The 21431-nt window shown below is 68.7% G+C and carries 16 protein-coding genes and 7 pseudogenes; 15 read left to right on the forward strand and 8 right to left on the reverse strand.

Features of this window, described 5'->3' with window-relative positions; all coding sequences use genetic code 11:
• Window positions 1-81 precede the first annotated feature (81 nt).
• On the forward strand, window positions 82-1287 hold the full coding sequence (locus tag ASC60_RS26065) for a thiolase family protein (RefSeq protein WP_055555043.1): 1206 nt from the start codon (window positions 82-84) through the stop codon (window positions 1285-1287).
• 111 nt (window positions 1288-1398) lie between these two features.
• On the opposite strand, the pseudogene ASC60_RS39765 reads toward ASC60_RS26065, so the two are convergent.
• Together ASC60_RS39765 and ASC60_RS39770 are read right to left on the reverse strand one after the other, a co-directional pair.
• A pseudogene (locus ASC60_RS39765) lies at window positions 1399-1609 on the reverse strand (IS701 family transposase); the annotation flags it as partial.
• A gap of 31 nt (window positions 1610-1640) precedes the next feature.
• A pseudogene (locus tag ASC60_RS39770) lies at window positions 1641-2231 on the reverse strand (integrase core domain-containing protein); the annotation flags it as partial.
• Window positions 2232-3164: 933 nt separating this feature from the next.
• Between ASC60_RS39770 and ASC60_RS26080 the strand changes: the two are divergent.
• Entirely contained in the window at window positions 3165-4079 is a 915-nt protein-coding gene (locus tag ASC60_RS26080; protein ID WP_055555049.1) for an MBL fold metallo-hydrolase, read from the forward strand.
• 200 nt (window positions 4080-4279) lie between these two features.
• On the opposite strand, the pseudogene ASC60_RS26085 reads toward ASC60_RS26080, so the two are convergent.
• Window positions 4280-4903: pseudogene (locus tag ASC60_RS26085) on the reverse strand (integrase core domain-containing protein); the annotation flags it as partial.
• Between ASC60_RS26085 and ASC60_RS26090 the strand changes: the two are divergent.
• Window positions 4833-5192 carry a hypothetical protein gene (locus ASC60_RS26090; protein ID WP_055555052.1) on the forward strand — a complete coding sequence of 120 codons (360 nt, stop codon included), beginning with the start codon at window positions 4833-4835 and terminating at the stop codon, window positions 5190-5192. The pseudogene ASC60_RS26085 and the gene ASC60_RS26090 sit on opposite strands and share 71 nt — an antisense overlap.
• 48 nt (window positions 5193-5240) lie before the next feature.
• Window positions 5241-5735, forward strand: a complete 495-nt coding sequence (locus ASC60_RS26095; protein WP_055555054.1) for a cupin domain-containing protein — start codon at window positions 5241-5243, stop codon at window positions 5733-5735.
• A 158-nt stretch (window positions 5736-5893) separates the two neighbouring features.
• On the opposite strand, the pseudogene ASC60_RS43240 reads toward ASC60_RS26095, so the two are convergent.
• Window positions 5894-6107, reverse strand: a pseudogene (locus tag ASC60_RS43240) (cupin domain-containing protein); the annotation flags it as partial.
• Here ASC60_RS43240 and ASC60_RS41045 point away from each other — a divergent pair.
• The 5 genes and pseudogenes from ASC60_RS41045 to ASC60_RS43245 all read left to right on the forward strand — a co-directional run.
• On the forward strand, window positions 6042-6341 hold the full coding sequence (locus tag ASC60_RS41045) for a hypothetical protein (protein WP_234357153.1): 300 nt from the start codon (window positions 6042-6044) through the stop codon (window positions 6339-6341). The pseudogene ASC60_RS43240 and the gene ASC60_RS41045 overlap by 66 nt on opposite strands.
• Before the next feature lie 155 nt (window positions 6342-6496).
• Window positions 6497-6781 (forward strand): annotated as a pseudogene (locus ASC60_RS39785) (aldehyde dehydrogenase); the annotation flags it as partial.
• A 502-nt stretch (window positions 6782-7283) separates the two neighbouring features.
• Entirely contained in the window at window positions 7284-8183 is a 900-nt protein-coding gene (locus tag ASC60_RS26110) for an RNA polymerase sigma-70 factor (RefSeq protein ID WP_055555058.1), read from the forward strand.
• 405 nt (window positions 8184-8588) lie between these two features.
• Window positions 8589-9718 (forward strand): annotated as a pseudogene (locus tag ASC60_RS39790) (integrase core domain-containing protein).
• 8 nt (window positions 9719-9726) lie between these two features.
• Window positions 9727-10086, forward strand: a pseudogene (locus tag ASC60_RS43245) (hypothetical protein); the annotation flags it as partial.
• A 189-nt stretch (window positions 10087-10275) separates the two neighbouring features.
• On the opposite strand, the gene ASC60_RS26125 reads toward ASC60_RS43245, so the two are convergent.
• On the reverse strand, window positions 10276-10881 hold the full coding sequence (locus ASC60_RS26125) for a lytic polysaccharide monooxygenase (protein WP_037952771.1): 606 nt from the start codon (window positions 10879-10881) through the stop codon (window positions 10276-10278).
• A gap of 756 nt (window positions 10882-11637) precedes the next feature.
• Here ASC60_RS26125 and ASC60_RS43250 point away from each other — a divergent pair.
• A complete protein-coding gene (locus tag ASC60_RS43250) occupies window positions 11638-12135 on the forward strand; it encodes a hypothetical protein (protein ID WP_234357135.1) in 498 nt (165 codons plus the stop codon).
• Window positions 12136-12165: 30 nt separating this feature from the next.
• Here ASC60_RS43250 and ASC60_RS44165 read toward each other — a convergent pair whose 3' ends face one another.
• The 3 genes from ASC60_RS44165 to ASC60_RS26140 are packed head-to-tail and all read right to left on the reverse strand — an operon-like array spanning window position 12166 to window position 14786.
• Complete coding sequence (locus ASC60_RS44165) at window positions 12166-12372, reverse strand: hypothetical protein (RefSeq protein ID WP_370592966.1); 207 nt, start codon at window positions 12370-12372, stop codon at window positions 12166-12168.
• 48 nt (window positions 12373-12420) lie between these two features.
• The gene (locus ASC60_RS26135; RefSeq protein ID WP_055555064.1) at window positions 12421-14199 is read right to left on the reverse strand and encodes a sulfatase; all 1779 of its coding nucleotides are present in this window, start codon (window positions 14197-14199) and stop codon (window positions 12421-12423) included.
• Window positions 14196-14786: a PadR family transcriptional regulator gene (locus ASC60_RS26140; RefSeq protein ID WP_079038628.1), complete on the reverse strand. Its 591-nt coding sequence runs from the start codon at window positions 14784-14786 to the stop codon at window positions 14196-14198. The genes ASC60_RS26135 and ASC60_RS26140 overlap by 4 nt, the downstream gene beginning before the upstream one ends.
• 89 nt (window positions 14787-14875) lie before the next feature.
• On the opposite strand from ASC60_RS26140, the gene ASC60_RS26145 reads away from it, so the two are divergent.
• From ASC60_RS26145 to ASC60_RS26165, 5 genes are all read left to right on the forward strand, one after another.
• The gene (locus ASC60_RS26145) at window positions 14876-15523 is read left to right on the forward strand and encodes a TetR/AcrR family transcriptional regulator (protein WP_063787217.1); all 648 of its coding nucleotides are present in this window, start codon (window positions 14876-14878) and stop codon (window positions 15521-15523) included.
• Between the two features lie 163 nt (window positions 15524-15686).
• Window positions 15687-17252: an ABC transporter substrate-binding protein gene (locus ASC60_RS26150; RefSeq protein WP_159043320.1), complete on the forward strand. Its 1566-nt coding sequence runs from the start codon at window positions 15687-15689 to the stop codon at window positions 17250-17252.
• A gap of 5 nt (window positions 17253-17257) precedes the next feature.
• Window positions 17258-18211 carry an ABC transporter permease gene (locus ASC60_RS26155; protein WP_055555188.1) on the forward strand — a complete coding sequence of 318 codons (954 nt, stop codon included), beginning with the start codon at window positions 17258-17260 and terminating at the stop codon, window positions 18209-18211.
• Window positions 18208-19113, forward strand: coding sequence for an ABC transporter permease (locus tag ASC60_RS43255; RefSeq protein WP_079038630.1), 906 nt, complete (start codon window positions 18208-18210; stop codon window positions 19111-19113). The genes ASC60_RS26155 and ASC60_RS43255 overlap by 4 nt, the downstream gene beginning before the upstream one ends.
• The gene (locus tag ASC60_RS26165) at window positions 19110-21230 is read left to right on the forward strand and encodes an ABC transporter ATP-binding protein (RefSeq protein ID WP_055555070.1); all 2121 of its coding nucleotides are present in this window, start codon (window positions 19110-19112) and stop codon (window positions 21228-21230) included. Before ASC60_RS43255 ends, ASC60_RS26165 begins: the two co-directional genes overlap by 4 nt.
• Window positions 21231-21431 lie beyond the last annotated feature (201 nt).

The raw sequence follows: 21431 nt of genomic DNA on the forward strand, positions 1-21431 counted from the left end.
CCCCTCGCACATCACGGGCACGGCAACTGACGTCACCGGCGGAGGACCTCGCAGACCCGCCCGCGAACGAAAGAACGATCGATGACATATCTCTACGCTGCGGCTCGCACACCGTTCGGACGGTTCAACGGGGCACTGGCCGGCGTACGCCCCGACGACCTCGCCGCACACGCCATCGCCGCGGTACTCGACAAGGCGCCGGAACTCGACAGGGCCCGGATCGACGAGGTCGTATGGGGCAACGCCAACGGCGCAGGCGAGGAAAACCGCAATGTGGGCCGGATGGCCGGGCTGCTGGCCGGACTCCCCGTAAGCGTGCCCGGCACGACGGTCAATCGACTGTGCGGATCCGGCCTCGACGCGGCGATGGTCGCCAGCCGGCAAATCGAGACCGGCGACGCCGAAATCGTACTGGCCGGCGGAGTCGAATCGATGACGCGCGCACCGTGGGTGCTGCCCAAGTCCGACCGGCCGTACCCGGCGGGCGATGTCACCGCGGTCTCGACGACCCTGGGCTGGCGGCTCGTCAACGACCGGATGCCCGCCGAGTGGACCGTCAGCCTGGGTGAGGCGAACGAGCAACTGGGAGAAAAGCTCGGCATCTCCCGCGCACGGCAGGACGAGTTCGCCTCACGCTCCCACGAACTGGCGCACCAGGCGTGGGAATCCGGCTTCTACGACGACCTGGTCAGTCCCGTGCCCGGCACCGGCCTCACCCGGGATGAGAACATCCGCTCAACCACCACCGCCGAGGTGCTGGGAGGCCTGCGGCCGGTGTTCCGTACGGACGGCACCATCACCGCGGGCAACGCCAGCCCACTCAACGACGGCGCCTCCGCGCTGCTCCTCGGCTCAGACCGGGCCGCTCTCGCCATAGGGCTGGACCCGGTCGCACGGATCGCCGGCCGCGGCACGTCGGCCCTGGAGCCGCAGATGTTCGGCTACGCCCCCGTAGAGGCCGCCAACCGAGCCCTCGCACGCGCAGGTATCAGCTGGCAGCAGGTCGGCGCCATCGAGCTCAACGAAGCCTTCGCCGTCCAGTCGCTCGCCTGCATCGACGCGTGGCGGGTCGACCCCTCGATCGTCAACGTCCACGGCGGCGCGATCGCCATCGGCCACCCCCTCGGCGCGTCCGGGGGTCGCATCCTCGGCACCCTGGCCAAGGCCCTGCGGGAACGAGGCGAACGCTACGGTGTCGCCGCACTCTGCATCGGCGTGGGCCAGGGCCTCGCAGTTGTCCTGGAGAACACCGGGACCGTCGCTACGCCCGCCCCACACGCCGACTAATACTGCAACGGTGCTTGCTGACGCGGGCTTGGTACTGGCGTCGTCGTCGCCAGCGGGACCAGTGCAGGATGTGGCTGACCGGGGCGGGGCGGCGGTCGGCGAGGCGGGTGATCAGGCGTCGGATCTCGGCGAGGCTGAGGTGGATGAGCTGGGAGGATCCGTTTTCTGCTTTCTCCGCATCCAGCTCTCGGGCCCTCAGGACGGTCAGGCAGACGTGGACGGCCATGGCCAAGGTCATGTGGCGGTGCCAGCCGGGATAGCGGCGGACCTGGTAGTCGTCCAGGCCGCACTCCTGCTTCGCGGTCTGGAAGCATTCCTCGACGGTGTGAGGCTCGAATAATCATCGCTCCTGGTCAAGCGGCATATCGGTACTCGTTGATCACGCTGCCGAGGATGCGAGTGCGCCGCAGGATTCTGCGGCTGGCCGGCTCCAGGACCGGAGGTGGGTGTCCGTGAGCTTGGGAGAGTAGTTGGCGTCGGGCCCGGTGGGGGCGGTGCGCGTTGTAGTGCCTCTGATACGTGGCCAGGACCTGACGCGCGTGGGCTTCGCCGAGGATGAGCATGTGGTCCAGGACTTCTCGGCGGAGGGTGCCGATCATTCGTTCGCAATGGGCGTTGGCCTTTGGCGCCCGGATCGGCGTCTTGATGATCTCGATGTCCTCGGTCTGGAACACGGCGTCAAAGGCGTCGGTGTACTCGCTGTCGCGGTCCCGGATGAGGAAGCGCGGCGAGTCCAGGCGTATGCCCAGGTCGGTGGCGAGGTTGCGGGCCTGCTGGGTGGCCCAGGCCGCGGTCGGGTGTGCGGTGACGCCGGCGATGTGCAGGCGCCGGGTGCGGTGCTCGAGGAAGATCAGAGCGTAGAGACGTTGCAGGCTGATGGTGTCAATATGAAGGAAGTCGCAGGCGATCAGACCGGTCGCCTGCGTAGAGAGGAACTCGCGCCTGTGGGTGCCGGAAACTGTGTCACCCGAGGTGACCTGCGGGTTCGGATCTGCCAGAGCGCAGGAAGCCGGCGAGTGCTGTGCGGCATCATGCTGGGTCGTGGCGATACGTCTGATCTATCAGCTCGCGTGTCAGCTCTTCCGATGACTTGCGCTGCCGGCCCGGTCGAGTGCGGCGAAAGACGTCGAGATCCTAATGCTCCGGCACCAGCTCGCTGTCGCGCAACGCATCCAGCCACGACCTCAATTTTCCTGGAGCGATCGGGCTGTCATGGCAGCGCTGCTCCGGATGGTGCACAAGCACCAGCGTGCACGGCTGGCGTTGCTGGTCACTCCACGGTCGGTCCTGCGCTGGCACGCACGCCTCGTCGCCCGAAAATGGCCCTATCCACACCGCCGCCCAGGCCGACCACCGACGCCGGGAGCGGTGCGGCGCTGAAGTACGGCTCGCCATAGCCGCGGTGTCGCGCTGGAAACGCCAGCCTACGGCGAGCGGGCCAGCGTCGAGCGTTGTAGCCGATCGGGTCGAGGAAGGCCGTCCTGTCAAAGTGCATCTGCCAGATTACGAGCCGTTGACCTGCTGGGATGTCAGGTTGGCTGAGAACGCGGGGGCCCGGGGTTCTCAAATGGCCTGACTTTCGCGGAAGTCGCGATGTCGGTAGATGCAGAACTCCGGTAGAGGGAAGCCGGAGCCTCTAAGGAAGACGAGCAGCTCCGAACGCACAAGAGGGGCGCTGACGTGCGGAGACGTGACCGATGTGGCCGCGCCGGGAATCCCTTGGGCCAATCCTCGGCATGATCGGGCGAGGCGAAGCGGGGCGAGGGAGCGGAGTGGCTGTCACAAACGAGGCTGCCGCCCGGTCTTAGGTCATGACTGGACGGTGTGACCCATCCCGCCGCCGATGTCTTCGGTCAACGCTTCAAGAGGAGAACAACATGAGCCAGGTCAACATCGCACGCCCCGATGCGCCGGGGTACGACGAACTAGTCCCGTCGCGCTACGCGCTGAAGGTCGGCGACATCGACGTGATGATGATCAGCGACGGGGTGCTGCCGATCTCCCCGACAACGATGGCCACCAACGCCGCCACGGCCGACCTGTCGGCCTGGCTCAGTGACATGTTCCTGTCGCCGGAGGTGCTCGACTGGCCACTGAATGTGGCCGTGGTGCGCAGCGGTGGCCGGACCATACTCGTCGATTCCGGACTGGGGACGGAGTTTCCGGGCTTCCCGCGGGCCGGCCAGTTGGCCATGCGACTGGACGCCGCCGGGATCGATCCCGCGTCCGTGACCGACGTAGTGCTCACCCACTTGCACATGGACCACATCGGCGGGCTGCTCGTCGACGGTCTCAGGGGCCGACTGCGCCCGGATCTGCGGGTCCACCTGGCGGCCGCCGAGGCCGAGTTCTGGGAAGCGCCTGATTTCTCCCGCACCGCCATGCCGACACCGGTGCCGGACGTGCTTCGAACGACCGCCTCGCGGTTCCTGGACGTGTACCGCAGCCAGTTGCAGCCATTCGAGACGGACTACGAAGTGGCGCCAGGAGTAATGATCCGTCGCACCGGCGGTCACACTCCCGGCCACAGCATCGTCCGCCTGGAGTCCGGCGGCGACCGGCTGACATTCGCCGGCGATGCCGTGTTCCAGTGCGGGTTCGACAAACCCGAGTGGCACAACGGCTTCGACCACGACCCCGAGGAATCAGCCCGCGTCCGGATCCGTCTCCTGAAAGAGCTGGCGGCGAGCGGCGAACAACTGGTGGCCACTCACCTGCCGTTCCCGTCCGTCTGCCACGTGGCGGTCGCCGGAAACGCCTTCCGTTTCGTACCGGCCGTCTGGGATTACTGACCGCACTTAGGTCGGGCCCGACGCATGAGCCGCGCGTGAGAGGCCAGCCCCGATATGTAGCCCTGGTTGTCAAGCGAGCAGGGTGGAGCGGTGCCCACTTGCCATCGCTGTGGGCATCGCTCCGGGATCGGATGTGTCTGCTGACGCGTATGCGAAATCCGGCGCTTCTCCTGTGCCGTTCAGAAACCCGTCGCGGCAGGTCAGGCCGTGTACCAGTATTCGTTGATCAGGCTGCCAAGGACACGAGTGCGGAGTAGCCATCGCCTGCTGCTCAGGCCGGTCAACGGCGTGGTCTGGTCATCGGCGAGGGGAGGTAGTTGCCCTCGGGCCTGATGCGGGCGATGCCCGTTGTAGTGCCGGGCATCGGTCTCGAGAACGTGTCGAGCGTGGGCCTCGTTCCAGATCAGCACGTGGTCGAGGGCCTCACGCCGTAACGTCCCAATCACCCTCTCGCAGTATGCGTTCATCCGCAGGGTCCGTGGGGCGGTCTTCACGGGTTCGACGTCCTCGGCCGCGAAAACCGCGTCGAAGGACTCGCTGTATTTGCCGTCCCGGTCGCGGATCAAGACGCGCAGCGACTCGAAACGCACGCCCATGTCACCAGCGAGGTTGCTGGCCTGCTGAACCGTCCACCGCGCGGTCGGGTGTGCGGTCACCCCAGCGACGTGCAGGCGACACGTGCCGTGCTCGAGGAAAACCAGCGCGTAGACACGGCGCAGGTCCACCAGGTCGATATGGAGGAAGTCGCAGGCGATGGTGGAATCGGCGGCGCGGGTTGCCGGGCTGGTGTCCGTGGCGGTGCTGCCGCTGCTGGTCGGGATGGGACCGGACGCCTACCGGTCGGACGCGGCCTTCGACGCGTCGTTCAGCCGGGCCATGCCGCTGTGCGCGGGCCTGCTGGCCGTCGGCGCGTCAGTAGCCTTCGGCACGCTGCGGCAGACTGGGGCGGCTGCTCATCCGCCCCACGGGCGGACACACGGCTGGCTGATGGAGCCGCCAGGTGTCCCGCTTCAGCCGTCACCAAGCCGTCGAATGACACCCGGCCGGGATCCCCGGCTGTCACACCGGTGGGTGCCCACCGGTCTCGTTGTCGAGAGGACCGCTGTCCTGTAGTCCGCATCGGCGCACCACAGCGCGCCGACCGCAGGAAAGGATGCAGATATGTCATACCCGTACCCGGAACAGAAGTACTGGGGTGAGGACGGCGAGGTCAGCGCCGTCTTTCGGCCCGCCACCACACCCCCGGACATCGGCGAGAGCGGCACCGGGAAGGACGCCACGCACTATCTGGCGACCACCGGCACCACACGGGGTGAGTTCGGGCTGTACCGGGTGGAGATGCGGCCCAGGGCGGGCGGGCCCAAGACGCATTTCCACAAGCGGATCTCGGAGTCGTTCTACATCCTGGACGGCACGGTGCGCGTGTTCGATGGCGTGCAGTGGGTCGACACGCGCAAGGGAGACTTCCTGCACGTGCCCCAGGGCGGGCTGCACGCCTTCCGGAACGACTCCGACGCCCCGGCCAACATGCTGCTCCTGTTCACCCCGGGCGCCCCGCGCGAGGAGTACTTCGAGCAGGTGTCACAACTGGCACACGCTTCGGAGGAGGAGCGTGCCGCGTTCTTCGACAAGCACGACTCGTACTTCGTGGAATAGGAACCACCGGCAGGCGGGGCCCCGCGCGTGTGACACCGTTCGTCGCCGGGATGTCACTGGCGTGGGGCCCCCGCCGGCGCACCGGGAGTACCGCCCCGCCGTGTTGCCGACACTCACCCGCGGAAGCTCCCGCCCGGTGAGTGCCGGCCCTGCGGGGATTAGGCGGTGGGCCGCGGGACGCGAAGGTGGGCGCGTTCCTTCAGCTCCGCCTCGTCCACCAGCTCCGAGCATGGGCTCGCCGGGGGCGCACATCATGGTGACGACGAACTCGGTCCGCTCGTCGGCGAGAGCGTTGCCGTCCTGGTAATGGATAGCGTCTCCGCCCGGCTCCCAGAAGGTGCCACCGGCCTCGACGACGCGCTCGGGCTCGCCCATGTCGTGGTGGGCCTGCCGCTCTTCGGCGTGCTGGAGGCAGTCGGGCCCGAAGAACTCCGGCTCGAGGACGCCACCGACGAGTTGCTGACCGCCCTGGGCCGGCCCCGCCCGGTGGTCGCTGACGCGCGTGCCCCGTTCTTCGGCGCGGTGCTCGGGGAGCGAGCCCTCCTTCCCGGGCCGGACGCCCATCTGGGCCATCACACGTTCACTCAGTGGCTCCAGAACCACTGAGGTCACCGGCGGCCACGCATCACCACCCGTGCTTCCCACCCGTCGCCCCGCGGCACGCACCGTGTCCGCGACCGGCGTCGCCGACACCCACGCCGTGCCAGGACGGCTGCCATGAGTGATCCGTCCCGGCCCACTGAGACCCCTGTGATCAGTGAGTCGGCAGCGCCAGTGCCGCGCAGCCAAGGACCGAACTGCCGTTCCCCTGCGTGTGGGTGGCGCCCTGGAACCGCACAGACGGTACCGCTCCACCGAGGGACGCACTCGTGCTCTCGGCCCTCACCCGCGACCACGCCCTGCTCGATGCGCTGCTGGCGGAACCCGCCATCGCCAATGTGTACGTCGGTGACCACCCCACCTACTGGATGGCTCCGGGAGTTCCCCACGACAGCTACCTCTCGGACCTCCTGATGCGCAGCAAGGCCGTGGTCGGTGCCCTTTGACACGCGGTCAGCGGGGCATGAGCACCATCACGGCCGTCCCAAGCGCCATCGCTCCGTCCCGCAAGTAACCGTACGGGTCCCTCGCGGCGGCGCGATGCGCGACGGCCGCGGCGGACCGCAGCCAGGGCATGGGACGGGTCAGTGACCGCAGCGCGCACACAAGGAGATACACGGCCAGCAGGCCGGTGATCCAAACACCCGTTGCTGAGGCGCCCGCGGTGTGGCCGAGTGCCGCGCCGTGGTGCGTGCAACGCCGCGAGGGCGAAGAGCATCGTCAGCATAACGTGCACGACGTCGACGGGAGTGTCCATGGGGCGGGGCAATGGATGCGTGACAGGCGTCGGCCCCAAAGGGTGTGATCGCGAGCTCGGAGCAGTGCCCGTGCTGCGACAGCAGGTATCCCTGACTGATCGAGTGCCACGGTGCGCCACCGCGCGGCCCCCGGCACGCCCCTCGACAACCGCTTGTAGCATGACTCGCACGAAGCCAGAAGGGGAGATCCATGCACGCTGGCGCCCATCCCGACAACCTTGGCCAAGCGACGAAGGAGTTCATTTCGGCGCGCCCGCAGCTTTTCGGCATCGCGTACCGAGTCCTGGGCGGCAGTGCGGCGGAGGCTGAGGACATCGTGCAGGAGACCTGGCTGCGATGGCAGAACACGGACCGCGCGAAGGTCCACGAACCCACCGCCTTCCTGACCACGATCGCCACCCGCTTGGCGATCAACCTGGCCCAGTCCGCCCGCGTACGCCGTGAGTCCTATGTGGGGCCCTGGCTTCCCGAGCCCGTCGACACCAGTCATGATCCGCAGCTGGGCGCGGAGCGGGCCGAGGCCCTGGAGATGGCGGTTCTGCTGCTCCTGGAAAAGCTGAATCCCGTGGAGCGCACGGCCTACGTGCTACGGGAGGCGTTCGACTATCCCTACGGGCGGATCGCCGAGATCCTGGAGACGACCGAGGCCAACGCCCGTCAGCTGGTGAGCCGCGGGCGCAAGCACCTGGCCGCCGAGCGCAAGGAGCGCGTCACGCCAGCAGCCCATCGGCGACTGCTGGAGGTGTTCCTCTCCGCGGCACGAACGGGCGACCTGTCGGTACTGGAGGACGTGCTCACCGCCGACGTCGTCAGCTACACGGACGGTGGCGGGATCCGCGGCGCGTCCAGGATCCCGGTGGTCGGACGGGCCCACGTTTCGCGATACCTCGTGGCCTTCGCCCCGCGCTTCTGGCCACAGGCGGACATCCGGTGGGTCGAGACGAACGGCCTGCCGGCCGTGCTGGTCTCGTCCGGCGGGGCGGCTGTCGCCCTGATGTCCGTCGACATCTCGGCGGAGGGCATCGAGCGGATCATGTGGGTGATGAACCCGGCCAAGCTGTCGCCCTACGTGGCCTCTCTGAGCAGCTGACCTGCTGTCGGGGATTCTCGGGTCGTCAACGGGCAGGCGCCACAGGAACGGTTACTTGTCGGTCATCCAGGAGTCCGGACCTCGGACCGTCCACCACTCTGAGGACAGACACTCTGCGGACAGACAACGTGACGTGCGTCGTGTGCGGGGCGGTACAGCCTGCGACAGAGGGCACCCGGTCTCACCGGGGCGCACCACCGCCCTGCCCGTCACCGCCCCCTGGCACCCCAAGCCCCCGTGTACGCGCTCCCGGCGGTCCGCCGGGAAGCCGTACCGCGACGACATCGGAGTCATGCCATGACCGAGCGAATACAATTGCCCTGAAGGGTGTCTTTATTGCCCTACGGTGGTTGACCTGGGGCTTTACGATCACCCGAGTATGGGCTTGATCAGTGATCAGTGATCGTGGGTCTGCGACTGCTCTGCCTGATCTTCTGCCGACTACTGAGCTGCCTCCTCTTGTTGAGCCGCTCGACCGCCGCGAACAACGCCGAGATCCTTGCCCTTCGTCATGAGGTCGCTGTACTGCGTCGACAGGTCCAGCGGCCGCGGCTCTCTTGGGCTGATCGTGCCGTGCTCTCCGCTCTCGCCAAGCACCTGCCACTCGCCTTGCGCCGTCATCGGCTGGTCACCCCGGGCACGCTGCTGATCTGGCACCGTCGTCTCGTGCGCTGGAAATGGCGCCAGACACCAGCCAGGCCCGGTCGGCCACCGTTACCGCAAGAGACAGTCGCGCTCATCCAACACCTGGCGACAGAGAACCCAACCTGGGGATACGTCAGGATCCAAGGCGAACTGCGACGGCTCGGCCATCAGGTCGCCGCCGCCACGATCCGGCGCGTCCTGCGCCGCTCCGGCCTACCGCCCGCACCGCAACGCGCATCCCAGCAGACCTGGCGCACCTTCCTCCAAGCCCAAGCCCAAGCCCACACGCTGCTCGCCTGCGACTTCATGCACGTAGAGACCGTCTTCCTCCGACGTCTCTACGTCTTCTTCGTCATGGAGATCGCCACCCGGCGCGTCCATGTCCTGGGCGTCACCGCCCACCCGACCGGCGCATGGGTCACCCAACTGGCCCGCAACCTGCTCATGGACCTTCAGGACAGAGCTGGGCGCTTCCGGTTCCTCATCCGCGACCGGGACAGCAAGTTCACCGCCCCTGTCGACGCCGCCTTCACCGGCAACGGCACAGCCGTCATCCCGACACCGCCACAAAGCCCCCGGTCCAACGCCTACGCGGAACGATGGATACGCACAGCCCGCGCCGAGTGCACCGACCGACTTCTCATCACCGGCGAACGACACCTGCGTACGGTCCTCGACCAGTACGCCGGGCACTACAACGCCGGACGAGCCCACCGCGGCCTGGACCTACGTGCCCCAGACGACGACCCGGACGTCATCCCCCTGCCCGCAGCCATGGTCAGGCGCCGACAGGTACTCGGCGGACTGCTCAACGAGTACCACCCGACGCCCCCCGGCCGCCTCACCGTCCGCAGGAAACACCCAGCTCAGCAGCCGAATCGGAATATTGACACCCTTCAGGGCGGCGGCGTGCTGGGTTCCGATCAAGGACGGGCTGACGCGGCACGGATTGCGGCACGGCCACAAGACTCTGATGGAGGAGCTTGGTACGCCGAAGGTGCTCATGGATGAGCGCATGGGACATACGGACAGCTCGGTATCGGCGAACTACTCGCACGTCACCTCGGAGATGCGAGTGAGGTTGTGCGAGCAGTTGACCGAGCAGTGGGAGGCATCACTCAACGCGCGCCTGGCGTTGTGCCGCACATCGCCGGTGCCAGTGCTGGAGCAGCTTCGACGCGGTGCATCGCGCCCCACCGAACAACGCAACTACCCAGGTTTCAAACCTATGAGACCGCTACCAGCGCCCGAAACCTGACCAAGGCGGATGTAATATTCGGCACCCACAATGTCAAGATGCGATCGGGCACGTTCACACCAGGAGCGAAGGGAGCTCCGTCGGGGCAGGGTGACCCAATGGGTCCCCTGCCCCGACGGAGCTCGGCTGGCCGGGCGGCGGGTTACCGGCGCCCGGCAGAGACCGGTGCCGTGTGCGGCGCTCCCCTGCTCAGCCGAAGTTCACGTCGCTGCACCACATGTAGGCCTGGTCGAGGTGCGAGGCCTGCCAGATCACGAACAGGATGTGGTGTCCGGTGTAGCCGGAGGTGCTGACGTTGAACGTGTAGTCCGTCGCCGGGCCGAAGCGGCCGGTCTGCGTGATGAAGTCGAGGTTGCCCCAGCCCAGGGTCTGGGTCTTGGGGTCGAAGCCCTGCTTGCTCACGTAGGCCGTGAAGTAGTCGGCACCGTGGGACGCCTGGTCGTGCACGTGGACCGAGAAGTTGTTGCCGACGGTGGTCGTCTTCCACTGCCCGGGCTTGTTCAGACTGGCGTTCCTCGAGAGGTTGTTGCTGCAGAGCGTCCCGTTGGGGGTCTGCGACTGGAACTGGCCACCGAGGCCGTCGCGGAGCGCGCTCATCCAGTTCCACATGGTGTCGGGGTTCGCCTGGAAGGCCTGCCAACACATGGGGTCTTCGGTCTGCATGGCCGGGTTCATGTGGTCGTTACCCCACCTTTCCCAGCAGTGGTACGCGCGGGAGGCGGGGCCGACGACGGAGCCGTGAGCCTGGGCGGGGGCCGACCAGGTCAGTGCGCCGACAACCACGGCGAACAGCATGGCGAGCGCCTGGAGAGGCCGTCGGAGGGCCGACCGGGAACGCCCGGTTAATGGGCTCTGTTTGCGCATGTGGGGGGAACCCCTTCCAGTTGAAAGGCACCATGGGAGCGCTCCCAACGTACGACTTCCGAGTGAAATGTCAATGAAACAAACGGAGTTGATCACAGGGGCGGGCGGCGATCAGGGAATCTGCCGTGAGCCGGGAGTCACGGGAGGATTCGGCGACTTCGGTGGCACGACAGTCAGAACCCTTCCCGAAACCGGAGAGCGAGGGTGCGGCCTGCCTGCGTTCCGCGTAATTCGGAGCTCGGAGAGCCACGACACTGCGGGTGCCGATGAATCATCCACGCAGGTTGGGAGCCTGATCACGGATCTTCGATTCTCCTCGACGTTCACCCCCGGGGTCTTCACCTGCGCAGGGCCCCGGCGGCATCATGGCCTGTCGTGCCGCTGCGACTGGCCTACCTCGCCGCGACTGGCGTTCGTCGGCCTCGCCCCGTATCGAGGAACTCAGGCTCCTCGATACGGTTTAGGTACCAGAAACCCCATCCGTGCTGGTCATGATGGGCGAGCGCTGCGGTGGGCCCGCCGGCCTCGCCACCGACTGCTTCGAGACCAAGACGTCGTCTGGTGCGTTGGAAGTGGCGCCAGACGGCGGTCGGACCCGGTCGTCCACCATTGCCGGAAGAGACAGTTGCGCTCATCCAGCGCCTGGCGCGAGAGAACCCGACCTGGGGGTACGTCAGAATCCAAGGCGTGCTCCGACGGCTTGGTCATCGGGTTGCCGCCGCTACCATCCGGCGCGTCCTGCGCCGTTCTGGTCCACCGCCCGCACCGCAGCGAGCCTCCCAGCAGACCTGGCGCTCGTTCCTGCGCTCACAGGCCCATACGCTGCTTGCCTGCGACTTCATGCACGTGGAGACAGTCTTCCTCAGGCGTCTCTACGTCTTCTTCGTCATGGAGATTGCCACCCGGCGCGTCCATATCCTGGGCGTCACTGCCCACCCGACCGGCGCATGGGTCACCCAACTCGCCCGCAATCTGCTCATGGACCTCGGCGACAGGGCCGAGTGTTTCCGGTTCTTCATCAGTGACCGGGACAGCAAGTTCACCGCCGCGTTCGACGCCGTCTTCGCCGGCAACGGCACAGCCGTCATCCCCACACCGCCTCAGAGCCCCCGGTCAAATGCGTTCGCGAACGATGGATACGCACAGCCCGCACCGAGTGCACCGACCGACTACCTGCTGGCATAATCAGGCGCCGCCAGGTACTCGGTGGACTGCTCAACGAGTACCACACCACGCCACTCCGGTTGCCTCACCGTCGACAGGAAACGCCCAGCTCAGCAGCCTGATCGGAATATTGACACCCTTCAGGCGCAGGACCGCGTTCTCGTGCGGCAGCACCAGCAGTTCCGCGTCCTTCGCCGTCCCGCGACGCAGGAGCACCGATGGAACAGTGAGCAGCTTCCGGGTCACCTTGTACAGCAAGGACACGATCACGGAGGAGTGCCGGTGAGGGCCGCACGGCGCGGGTGGTTATGCGGTGTCCAGCGCGGCCAGTTCGGCCGCGACGGCCCGCAACTGCGCGACAGTGATCCGCGCGACGGGCAGCGCGGCCAGGCCGATCAGCGAGATCGTCCGCATGAATTGCAGGTTCTCCGAGTCGGTGACCCCGGGGATGTGGCGGTTCAGGATATCGGCGGCGGCCGGGTCGGCGGTCAGGAGGTGAACGGGGGTGCGGACCGACAGCCGGCTGTCGGGGAAGTCCTTGACCGGCGGCAGTGGGCGAAGGGCGGCCTGTGCACGCTCGCGCTGGGCGCGCACCAGCAGATGCCGCTCGGCCACCGGGCCGTGCCGGGGCAGACCGAGGCGTTCGTACTGGTCGTCGGGGGCATCGGTGGCGCGCAGCAGGTCGGTCAGCAGCCCTGCCATGCGCAGTTCCGCCTCATCGTCGACGAGAGGGTCGGTCTGGTCCGGGTCGGTGGCGAGGTCGAACAGAAGGGTTCCGTAGGCACCGGGGTTGACCATCGCCCGGCCGGGGACCCGCAGGGTGGGAGTGCCCTTGGTGAAGGCGAAGGGCTCGGCGAGCGTGGCGTCGGCCAGTTCGGCGGGGGTGAACCGGCCCCGCATGCGGGTGGGCATCAGGGTGTGGTCGTACAGCGGGGTGTTGGTGTCGTCCGCGCAGGCACGCATGTAGACGTAGTGGCCGTCGGTGACGTTGACGTGGCCGCCGAACATGCCGAACAGGCCGGCGTCGCGGACGGGCGTGTCGTCTGCGAGGACGCCACGCAGCGGCCTGCCCTGCATGTCCTCGGGCAGCGGCACGCCGAAGTACTCCAGCAGGGTGGGGCCGAGGTCGATGGTCTGCACGAGGGCGGCGCGGCGTTCCCCGGCGGTGCCCACGCGTGGGTCCCAGACGAACAGCGGGAGGTGGACCAGTTCGTTGTACCAGGGCAGCACGCCCTTGCCCCACCAGTCCTTCTCGCCCAGGAACAGCCCATGGTCGGTGTTGACGATGAGCATGGTGTCCGACCACAGGTCCAGTTCGTCCATCAGGTCCAGCACCCGTCCCAGGGAGCGGTCGCACATCGACAGCAGGGCGGCGTACTCGTAGCGCGCGTGCGCGGTCTCCTCCGCGGTCTCGGCCACCCGCTTGTAGTCTGGCCAGTCGAAGTGCGGGCCGTCGTGGTCGTGCGGGTAGAGGTCCTTGTAGTGCTGGTGCGAGAAGAAGGGTTCGTGCGGGTCGAACGTCTCCACCTGCACGAACCAGCGGTCGGCGGCGGCGTTGGTGCGGATGAACTCGATCCCGGCGTCGAAGGTGAGCGTCTGCGGGTGCAGGTCCTCGGTGGCCATGTGCTGCCGGTTGACCCAGTCCTGGCGATACGTGGGGCGGCGCACCTCCTTGAGGTCGTCCGGGATCTTGGGGTCGGCGACCTGGCCCTTCCACGGGTCACCTTCCTGGCCGCGGAAGAACTCCCAGGTGGAGTATCGGCCGTGATAGGTGGCGCCGCCGTCCTCCCAGTAGTGCAGATGGTCGCTGGCGAGGTGGGTGTGGACACCATGGCGGCCCAGTAGCTCCGGCACGGAGTCGTCGAACGGCTCCAGCGGCCCCCAGGAGCGGTGCAGGAAGTTGTAGCGGCCGGTGTGCAGCTCGCGCCGGGCGGGCATGCAGGGCATCGATCCGGCGTAGGCATTGTCGAAGACGGCTGTGCGCTCGGCCAGCCGGGCGAAGTTGGGGGCGTGCGTCCAGCCGGCCCCGTACGGCGGAAGCATGCGCCGGTTGAGACTGTCGAACATCACCATGATGGCTTTCATGTCTGCTCCTCAGAGGTGTCCGGGGCGAGGTCGTCGTCCTCCAGCTGCCGCAGCACGTCCTCCAGCCATGCCTGCCACCGGTCCACGGCGTCGGCGCCCCACCGGTGGACCAGGTCCGCGGCAACCCGGTGGCGGACGGGGTCGAGCCCGGGAACGGGGTTCTCGAAGAGGAGGGTGCGGTCCCGGTGGCGATTTTTCGCGACCTGATTCCTGCGGTAGTCCAGTTCCGTGGTCACCAGACGGATCGCCGCCTGCCGGTCGAGGGCCACGGTGGCCAGGAAGCGGTTGGTGAAGTCGGGGTCGGCGAAGCGGCTGGTGGGTTCGTACGGCGAGTGGATCCACTCCAGCAGCGCCGCGCGGCCGGTGTCGGTCAGCCGGTAGACCTTGGCGTCCGGACGGCGTTCGCGGGGGTCCACGCGGAACTCCACCCAGCCGCTGTTCTCCATGCGGGCCAGGGCCCGGTAGACCTGGCTGTGGTGGATCCGGGAGCTGACGAACTGCCCCTCGGCGGACAACCATTTGCGCAGGTCATAACCGCTGTATGGGCGTGCTGCGAGCAGTCGCAGCAGGACGTGTTCGAGTTTCACCGGGCATCCCTATGTGCGACGTCACATATGTGCGGCTGAAAATAGGCGGCTCGCCGCGGGACGTCAAGCTCCCGGATATCGTTGCCGCCATGCGTCCCGAACAGTCAGCACACACCGGCGGTACCGGCGCCGTCGGTGACGGCAAGGGGTCCGGCCAATACGCCAAGGGCCGGGCGCGGCGCGAGGAAATCCTGCGCACCGCCCTGCAGGCCTTCGCCGACCAGGGTTTCCGGGCGACGTCGATGCGGGAGATAGCCGAGGCCGTCGGGTTGAGCCAGGCGGGGCTGCTGCACCACTTCCGCTCCAAGGACGATCTGCTCGCCGAGGTGCTGCGACTGCGCGACTCCGAGATCTACGCCTTCAACCAGCGTTTCGGGCAGGAGACGGGGCTTGCTGCGCTGAGCCGGCTGGTGGACATGGTGGAGCTCAACGCCCGCCAGGCGGGTCTGGTGCAGTTGTACACAGTCCTGTCGGGAGAGTCCGTCAGCCTTGATCACCCGGCGCAGCCGTACTTCACTGTCCGTTACGCGGAGCTGAGGGAGCGGGTGGCGGGGTACTTGCGCACCGTCAGGGACGAGGGGCGGATCCGCGAGGACGTGGACCCGGAGCAGGCGGCCGCAGCGATCATCGCCGTGATGGACGGCCTGCAGATCCAGTGGCTGCTGGCCCCCTCGTCGGTGGACATGCCGGAGGTCTTCGCCCGGTTCCTGGACGACTATCTCCGCGGTCTGGCGTAGTACCGGCGCGCCGGGAGGTCACGCCCCGGCACCGAGGGCGGTCACGTAACGCGACCGACGCAAACCATTCACATGAATGGTTTCTGGGCCTACAGTGCTCCCCACGCTGCCCGCGGCTCCGGGCGGCGACGCCAATTTCGGCGGATGGAGAGACGAGACGCTCATGACAGCCGATCTCAGAGCCGGGCCACCGACCCGGCGCACCACCTTTCTAGGACTCGCGGGGCTGGGGCTCACCGGGCTCGCCACGGCCAGCGGATGCCGCCTCGCCGTGGACGAGGCCCGCGGCGCGACCGGCGACAGCGGGGCCCACCGCGGCGGAACCCTCACGATCGCGATGAACCTCGACGCCAGGCCGGTGGCGGCCCAGGCTCATCAGGCCCAGTCGGTCGTCTGGCGGCGCATGGTCTTCGAGACGCTCACCGAATACGACGCGGCCGGCATCCCCCGCCCCCTGCTGGCCACCAGCTGGAAGATCACCGATGGCGGCCGCACCGTCGCGCTGCGCCTGCGCGACGACGTCCGTTTCCATTCCGGGCGGCCCATGACCTCCAAGGACGTGATCTTCTCGCTGAAGCGGACCGCGGACCCGGTGGCGGTGACACAGGCCCGTGCCGTCAGCGCGCATATCACCGATATGACCGCCGACGGTGACCACGCCCTGCGCATCCGGCTGGGCCGGCCCGCAGGCAACCTCTTCGACATGTTCGAACTCGCCTCCATCCTCGACCGGGAGAGCGCGGCCGGGCTGGCCAGTGGCAAGGAGGTGGTCGGCACCGGCCCGTTCGCCTGGCGGTCCTGGGCCCCCGGTTCGCACCTCACGCTCGTACGCAACCGGTACTTCCGTACCCGGGGCCGCCCGTACCTGGACCGCATCGACATGCCCTGCATCACCGACCCGACCGCGCTGGTCACCGCCGTGCGCAGCGGCCGTGCGGACATCGCCTACGGCGCCGCCCCGCTGGACGCCAAGGGCCTGTCAAGGGACGATCGTTACGTCATCGACCTCGGAACCGCGGTCGACTACGCCGTCAGCATGGACGTGCGCGCCCACCCCTTCGACAAGCCCGAGGTGCGCCGGGCGGTCGGCTACGCCCTCGACCGCGAACGCGTCCTGAGCCAGGTCTTCGCCGGATACGGCCGTGCCAGCAGCTTGTGGTGGACGGACAAGGAACCGGGCTGGAGCAGAGAGCAGTCCGACGCCTACACCTACGACCGGACCCGCGCCCGCCGGATGATCGAACAGTCGGGGGCCAAAGGCGCGGAGGTGATGATCGACGTCATCGCGGTCCAAGCCGCGCTGGCCGCCGCCCAGATCGTCCGATACGACCTGTCCGCGGCCGGGCTGAGCGTGCGTACCCGGGTGCTCGACCCCATCGACTTCTCGGCTCGGCAGGCCGCCGGGAAGCTCGGCCACATGTTCATCAACGGCTATGGCATCGCCGACCTGTCGGCGGCCACGCTCGTGGGCGCGCACCCGGCCTTCGCCGCCACCAACTCCTCGCACTTCCACACCCCCGAGTACACCGCTGCCATCAACCGGGCGGCGACCGCGAGCAGCGGCGAACGCAAGGCCGCCGTGCGGGCCCTGGGCGCCTACATGCAGCGGCATGCCTTCAGCCAGTCCATCGCGACGACACGGTCCGCCATCATCCGCTCCAAACGAGCCCGTGGGCTCGGGCTGACCTATCTCGGCTGCCCCCGCCTCGACAACACGTACCTGGTGTGATCACGATGACCGGTTTCCTGATACGCCGCCTGCCGTCGGCCCTCCTGGTGCTGTTCGCCACCTCGGTGCTCGCCTTCGTCCTTCCGCGGCTGGGCGGCGGTGACCCGGCGACCGCCGTGGCCGGCCCCGACGCCACCGCCGCCCAGATCGCCGCCGTCCGCTCCGACCTGGGCATGGACCGCCCGCTGGTCAGCCAGTACACCCACTGGCTGGACGGGGTGCTGCACGGTGACTTCGGTACCTCCTACGTCACCGGGCGACCCGTGACCGCGCTGCTCGGCGACCGGTTCGGCAGTACGGTACAACTCGCCCTGGCCGCCGCCCTCCTGATGATCGTCATCGGGGTGGCGCTGGGCGTGGCCGCCGGTTCCAGCAGGCGCCCGTGGGCCCGTTCCCTGCTGGACGTCACCTGCACGGTGCTGCTCGCCACCCCGGCCTTCCTGACCGGCCTGCTCCTGGCCCTGCTGCTCGGGGAGGCATGGAAGGTCCTGCCCGTCAGCGGCGAGGTCTCGATGCTCGTCGACCCCGAGATCGGCATCCAGTACCTGCTGCTGCCCGCACTCGCCCTGTCACTGCCTCAGGCGGCCTCGATGGCGCGACTGATCCAGACCGCCATGCGGCAGGCATACACCGAGGAGTACGTGCAGACAGCCGTGGCCAAGGGCGCCTCGCGCCGGCGGGTCACCCTCCGGCACGTGCTGCGCAACTCGCTGGCCACCGCTCTGGTCTCGCTCGGCATGCGGCTGGGCGAGCTGCTCGGCGGCGCCATCGTCATCGAGGCCGTCTTCGCCCGCAACGGTCTGGGCGCGCTGGCCGTGTCCAGCTCCGGGCAGCGCGACTACCTCGTCGTCCAGGCACTGGTGCTACTGGCGGTGACCATCGCCGTAACGCTGCAACTACTCACCGAAATCGGGCTGTCCCTGCTCGATCCCCGGATCAGACTGGAGGGCACGCGATGAGCACCACCGCGGACGCCACCCCGGGCGGGGCCTCGGCAGCGGCCCCGGTCATCCCCCGGCCACCGAACGCTCCCCGCCCGGCCGAGGGCTGGCGACGCTACCTGCGCGCGGCGCGCCAGCCGCGCGGCGCCATCGGACTGTCCCTGCTCGGCCTGCTGGTGCTTGCGGTGCTGCTGGTGCCCGTCTTCAGCGGCGGCTACGACCAGCAGTCGGCCACCACTTTCTCCTCCCCGTCGTGGCGGCACCTGTTCGGCACCGACGAACTGGGTCGCGACATCTTCGTCCGGACCTTGTACGGCCTGCGCTCCGACCTGGTCCTGCTGTTCGTCGGTGTTCCGATCGCGGCAATCGTCGGCACGCTCCTGGGGATCGCCGGCGGGCTCTCCCGGTGGCTCGGGATGTTTCTCCAGCGTGTCTTCGACATCATCCTCGGCTTCCCGGGGCTGGTGCTCGGCATCGTGATCGCGCTGATCCTCCAGCCCGGCGTCTCCGCCCTGCTGCTGACCATCGCCATCGTGCTGCTGCCCGGCTACGGGCGGCTGGCACGGGCCGCCCTGCTCACCCAGGAACAGCGCGAATACGTGCTGGCCGCCCGCGTGCTGGGGGTGCCCCGGCGGCGGGTGCTGCTGCGGCACATCCTCCCCAACGCCCTCGACCCGATCATCGTGCACACGGCGATCGCCATGGTCGTGGCCATCTTCATGGAGACCGGCCTGTCACTGGTCGGGCTGGGCATCCAGCCGCCGCAGCCGTCCCTGGGCACCCTGCTCAACACCGGAATCCGTTTCCTGTCCCTCGCGCCCATGTACGTCCTGGGTCCGACCATGGTTCTCCTGCTGCTGGCCCTGGCCTTCAGCCTGCTCTCCGACGCACTCAACGAGGCGGTGACCCGGACATCATGACCACGAACGCGGCTGACAGCGGACCAGCGAACGACACGAGCGGTGCCGGCGGTGTCCTGCTGGACGCGGCCGACGTACGGGTGTCCTTCGACACGGCGGCCGGACCCGTCACCGTGGTCCACGACGTGTCCCTGCGCATCCGGCGCGGCCACATCACCGGCCTGGTCGGCGAGTCCGGCTCCGGCAAATCCGTCACCGCCCGCACGCTGATGCGCATGGTGCCCGCCCCGGGACGCGTCACCGGCTCGGTGCGCTTCGACGGCACCGACCTGCTGGCGCTGCCGGCGCGGGAGATGCGGGCGGTGCGTGGCGATCGGATCGCCATGGTCTTCCAAGACCCCCAGGCGTCGCTCAACCCGGTCATGACCGTCGGCAGGCAGGTGACCGAGGCCCTGGTCGTGCACGGCACACCGCGCGGGCGGGCCCGGACGCGGGCCGTGGAACTGCTCGGCACGGTCGGCATCCCGGACCCGCGGCGGCGTGCGGAAGAGTACCCGCACCAGTTCTCCGGCGGTATGCGCCAGCGCGTGGTCATCGCCATGGCGCTGGCCCGCGACCCCGACCTGCTGATCGCGGACGAGCCCACCACCGCTCTGGACGTCACCATCCAGGCCCAGATCCTCCGCCTGCTGGGCGAACTGCGCGACCGCACCGGCGTGGCGGTGCTCATGATCACCCATGACATGGGTGTGGTCGCCGAGCTCTGCGACGACGTGGCGGTCATGTACGGCGGCCGCATCGTGGAGACCGGCACCACCGCCACCGTCTTCGCAGCCCCCGCGCACCCCTACACCCGGGCCCTGCTGCGCGCCATGCCCCGCCTGGACGCCCCGGCATCCGCGCCCGGCGACCGCCTGTTCGCCATCCCCGGCCAGCCCCCGGACCCCGCCCGGCTCCCCGCCGGCTGCGCCTTCCAACCGCGGTGTGATCTGGCCCGGGACAACTGCCGGGACGCCGTACCGGCCTTGGAACGGCTGACCGGGGACACGGCGCACGAGGCCGCGTGCTGGGTGACGGCGGGTCCGGACACGCTCACGGACCCCGCGCCCGGGTGTGCCGGTGCCGACACCGGCACACCCGCCACGTCACTCCCCGCCCGCCCCCGCACCGCCATCGGCGACCCCATCCTGGACGTCACGGACCTGCGTGTGAACCTCGGCGCGCGGCGCGGGTTCGGCCGACGCGGCGGCGGGGCGGTGTACGCGGTGGACGGAGTCAGCCTCACCGTCCGCGCGGGCGAGACGCTGGGCCTGGTGGGCGAGTCCGGCTGCGGGAAGTCCACCCTCGCCCGGACCCTGGTGGGTATCAATCAGCCGACGGCCGGCCGGGTGCGGGTACGCGGCCAGGACGTCACCGCGATGTCCCGCCGGGCGGCCGGCGAGCTGCGGCGGGGCCTGCAGTACGTCTTCCAGGACCCGTACGCGTCGCTCAACCCGCGCCGCACGGTGCGCCAGGTCCTGGACGAGGCCATGGAGGTGCGCGGCGTGCCCGCCGCCGAGCGGCCCGACCGCGCGCTGGAGCTCCTGCACACCGTCGGGCTCGGCGAACGCCACCTCGACCGGATGCCCTACACCTTCTCCGGGGGCCAGCGACAGCGCATCGGTATCGCCCGCGCGCTGGCCGTCGAGCCGGAGTGCCTGGTGCTGGACGAGCCGGTGTCCGCGCTCGATGTGTCCATCCAGGCGCAGATCATGAACCTCCTCACCGACCTACGCGACCGCCTCGGCCTCGGCTACCTGTTCATCGCCCACGACCTGGCCGTCGTCCGGCACATCAGCGACCGGGTGGCCGTGATGTACCTCGGCCGGATCATCGAGACGGGCCCGGCGGAGCAGCTCTACGCCGACCCCCTCCACCCCTACACCGTATCCCTGCTGTCCTCTTCCCCCGCCCCGACCGTCGGCGCCGCCCGCGAGCGCATCGTGCTGCGCGGCGACCTGCCCAGCCCCAAGAACCCGCCGTCCGGCTGCCGGTTCCGCACCCGCTGCCCCATCGGCCCGCTGACCCACCCCGAACGCACGATCTGCGCGCAGAAGACACCGGAACTCGGTGTCGCCGGCCTCACGTCGCACGGCGTGGCCTGCCACTTCCCCGGGGAGCTCAAGGAAGGATCCTGATGACCGACCTGCCGGAACGCGCGGAGACGCTCATCGCCTCCCTGCCGCCGGTGCACAAGCTCCGCCCGCCCACCGGGGGCGCTTCTGGAGCCCCGCCGCCGAGCCCGCCATCGCCGTGGGCATATCGCCCCGGGCGTTCGCGCGCTGGGAGCCGGGCGAGACGGGCAAGCCGGGAGGCTGGCGTCGCCACGAGCCGGGTTC

It is taken from the genome of Streptomyces sp. NBRC 110028 (assembly GCF_001417735.1).
In the GTDB taxonomy this organism is placed as follows: Bacteria; Actinomycetota; Actinomycetes; order Streptomycetales; family Streptomycetaceae; genus Streptomyces.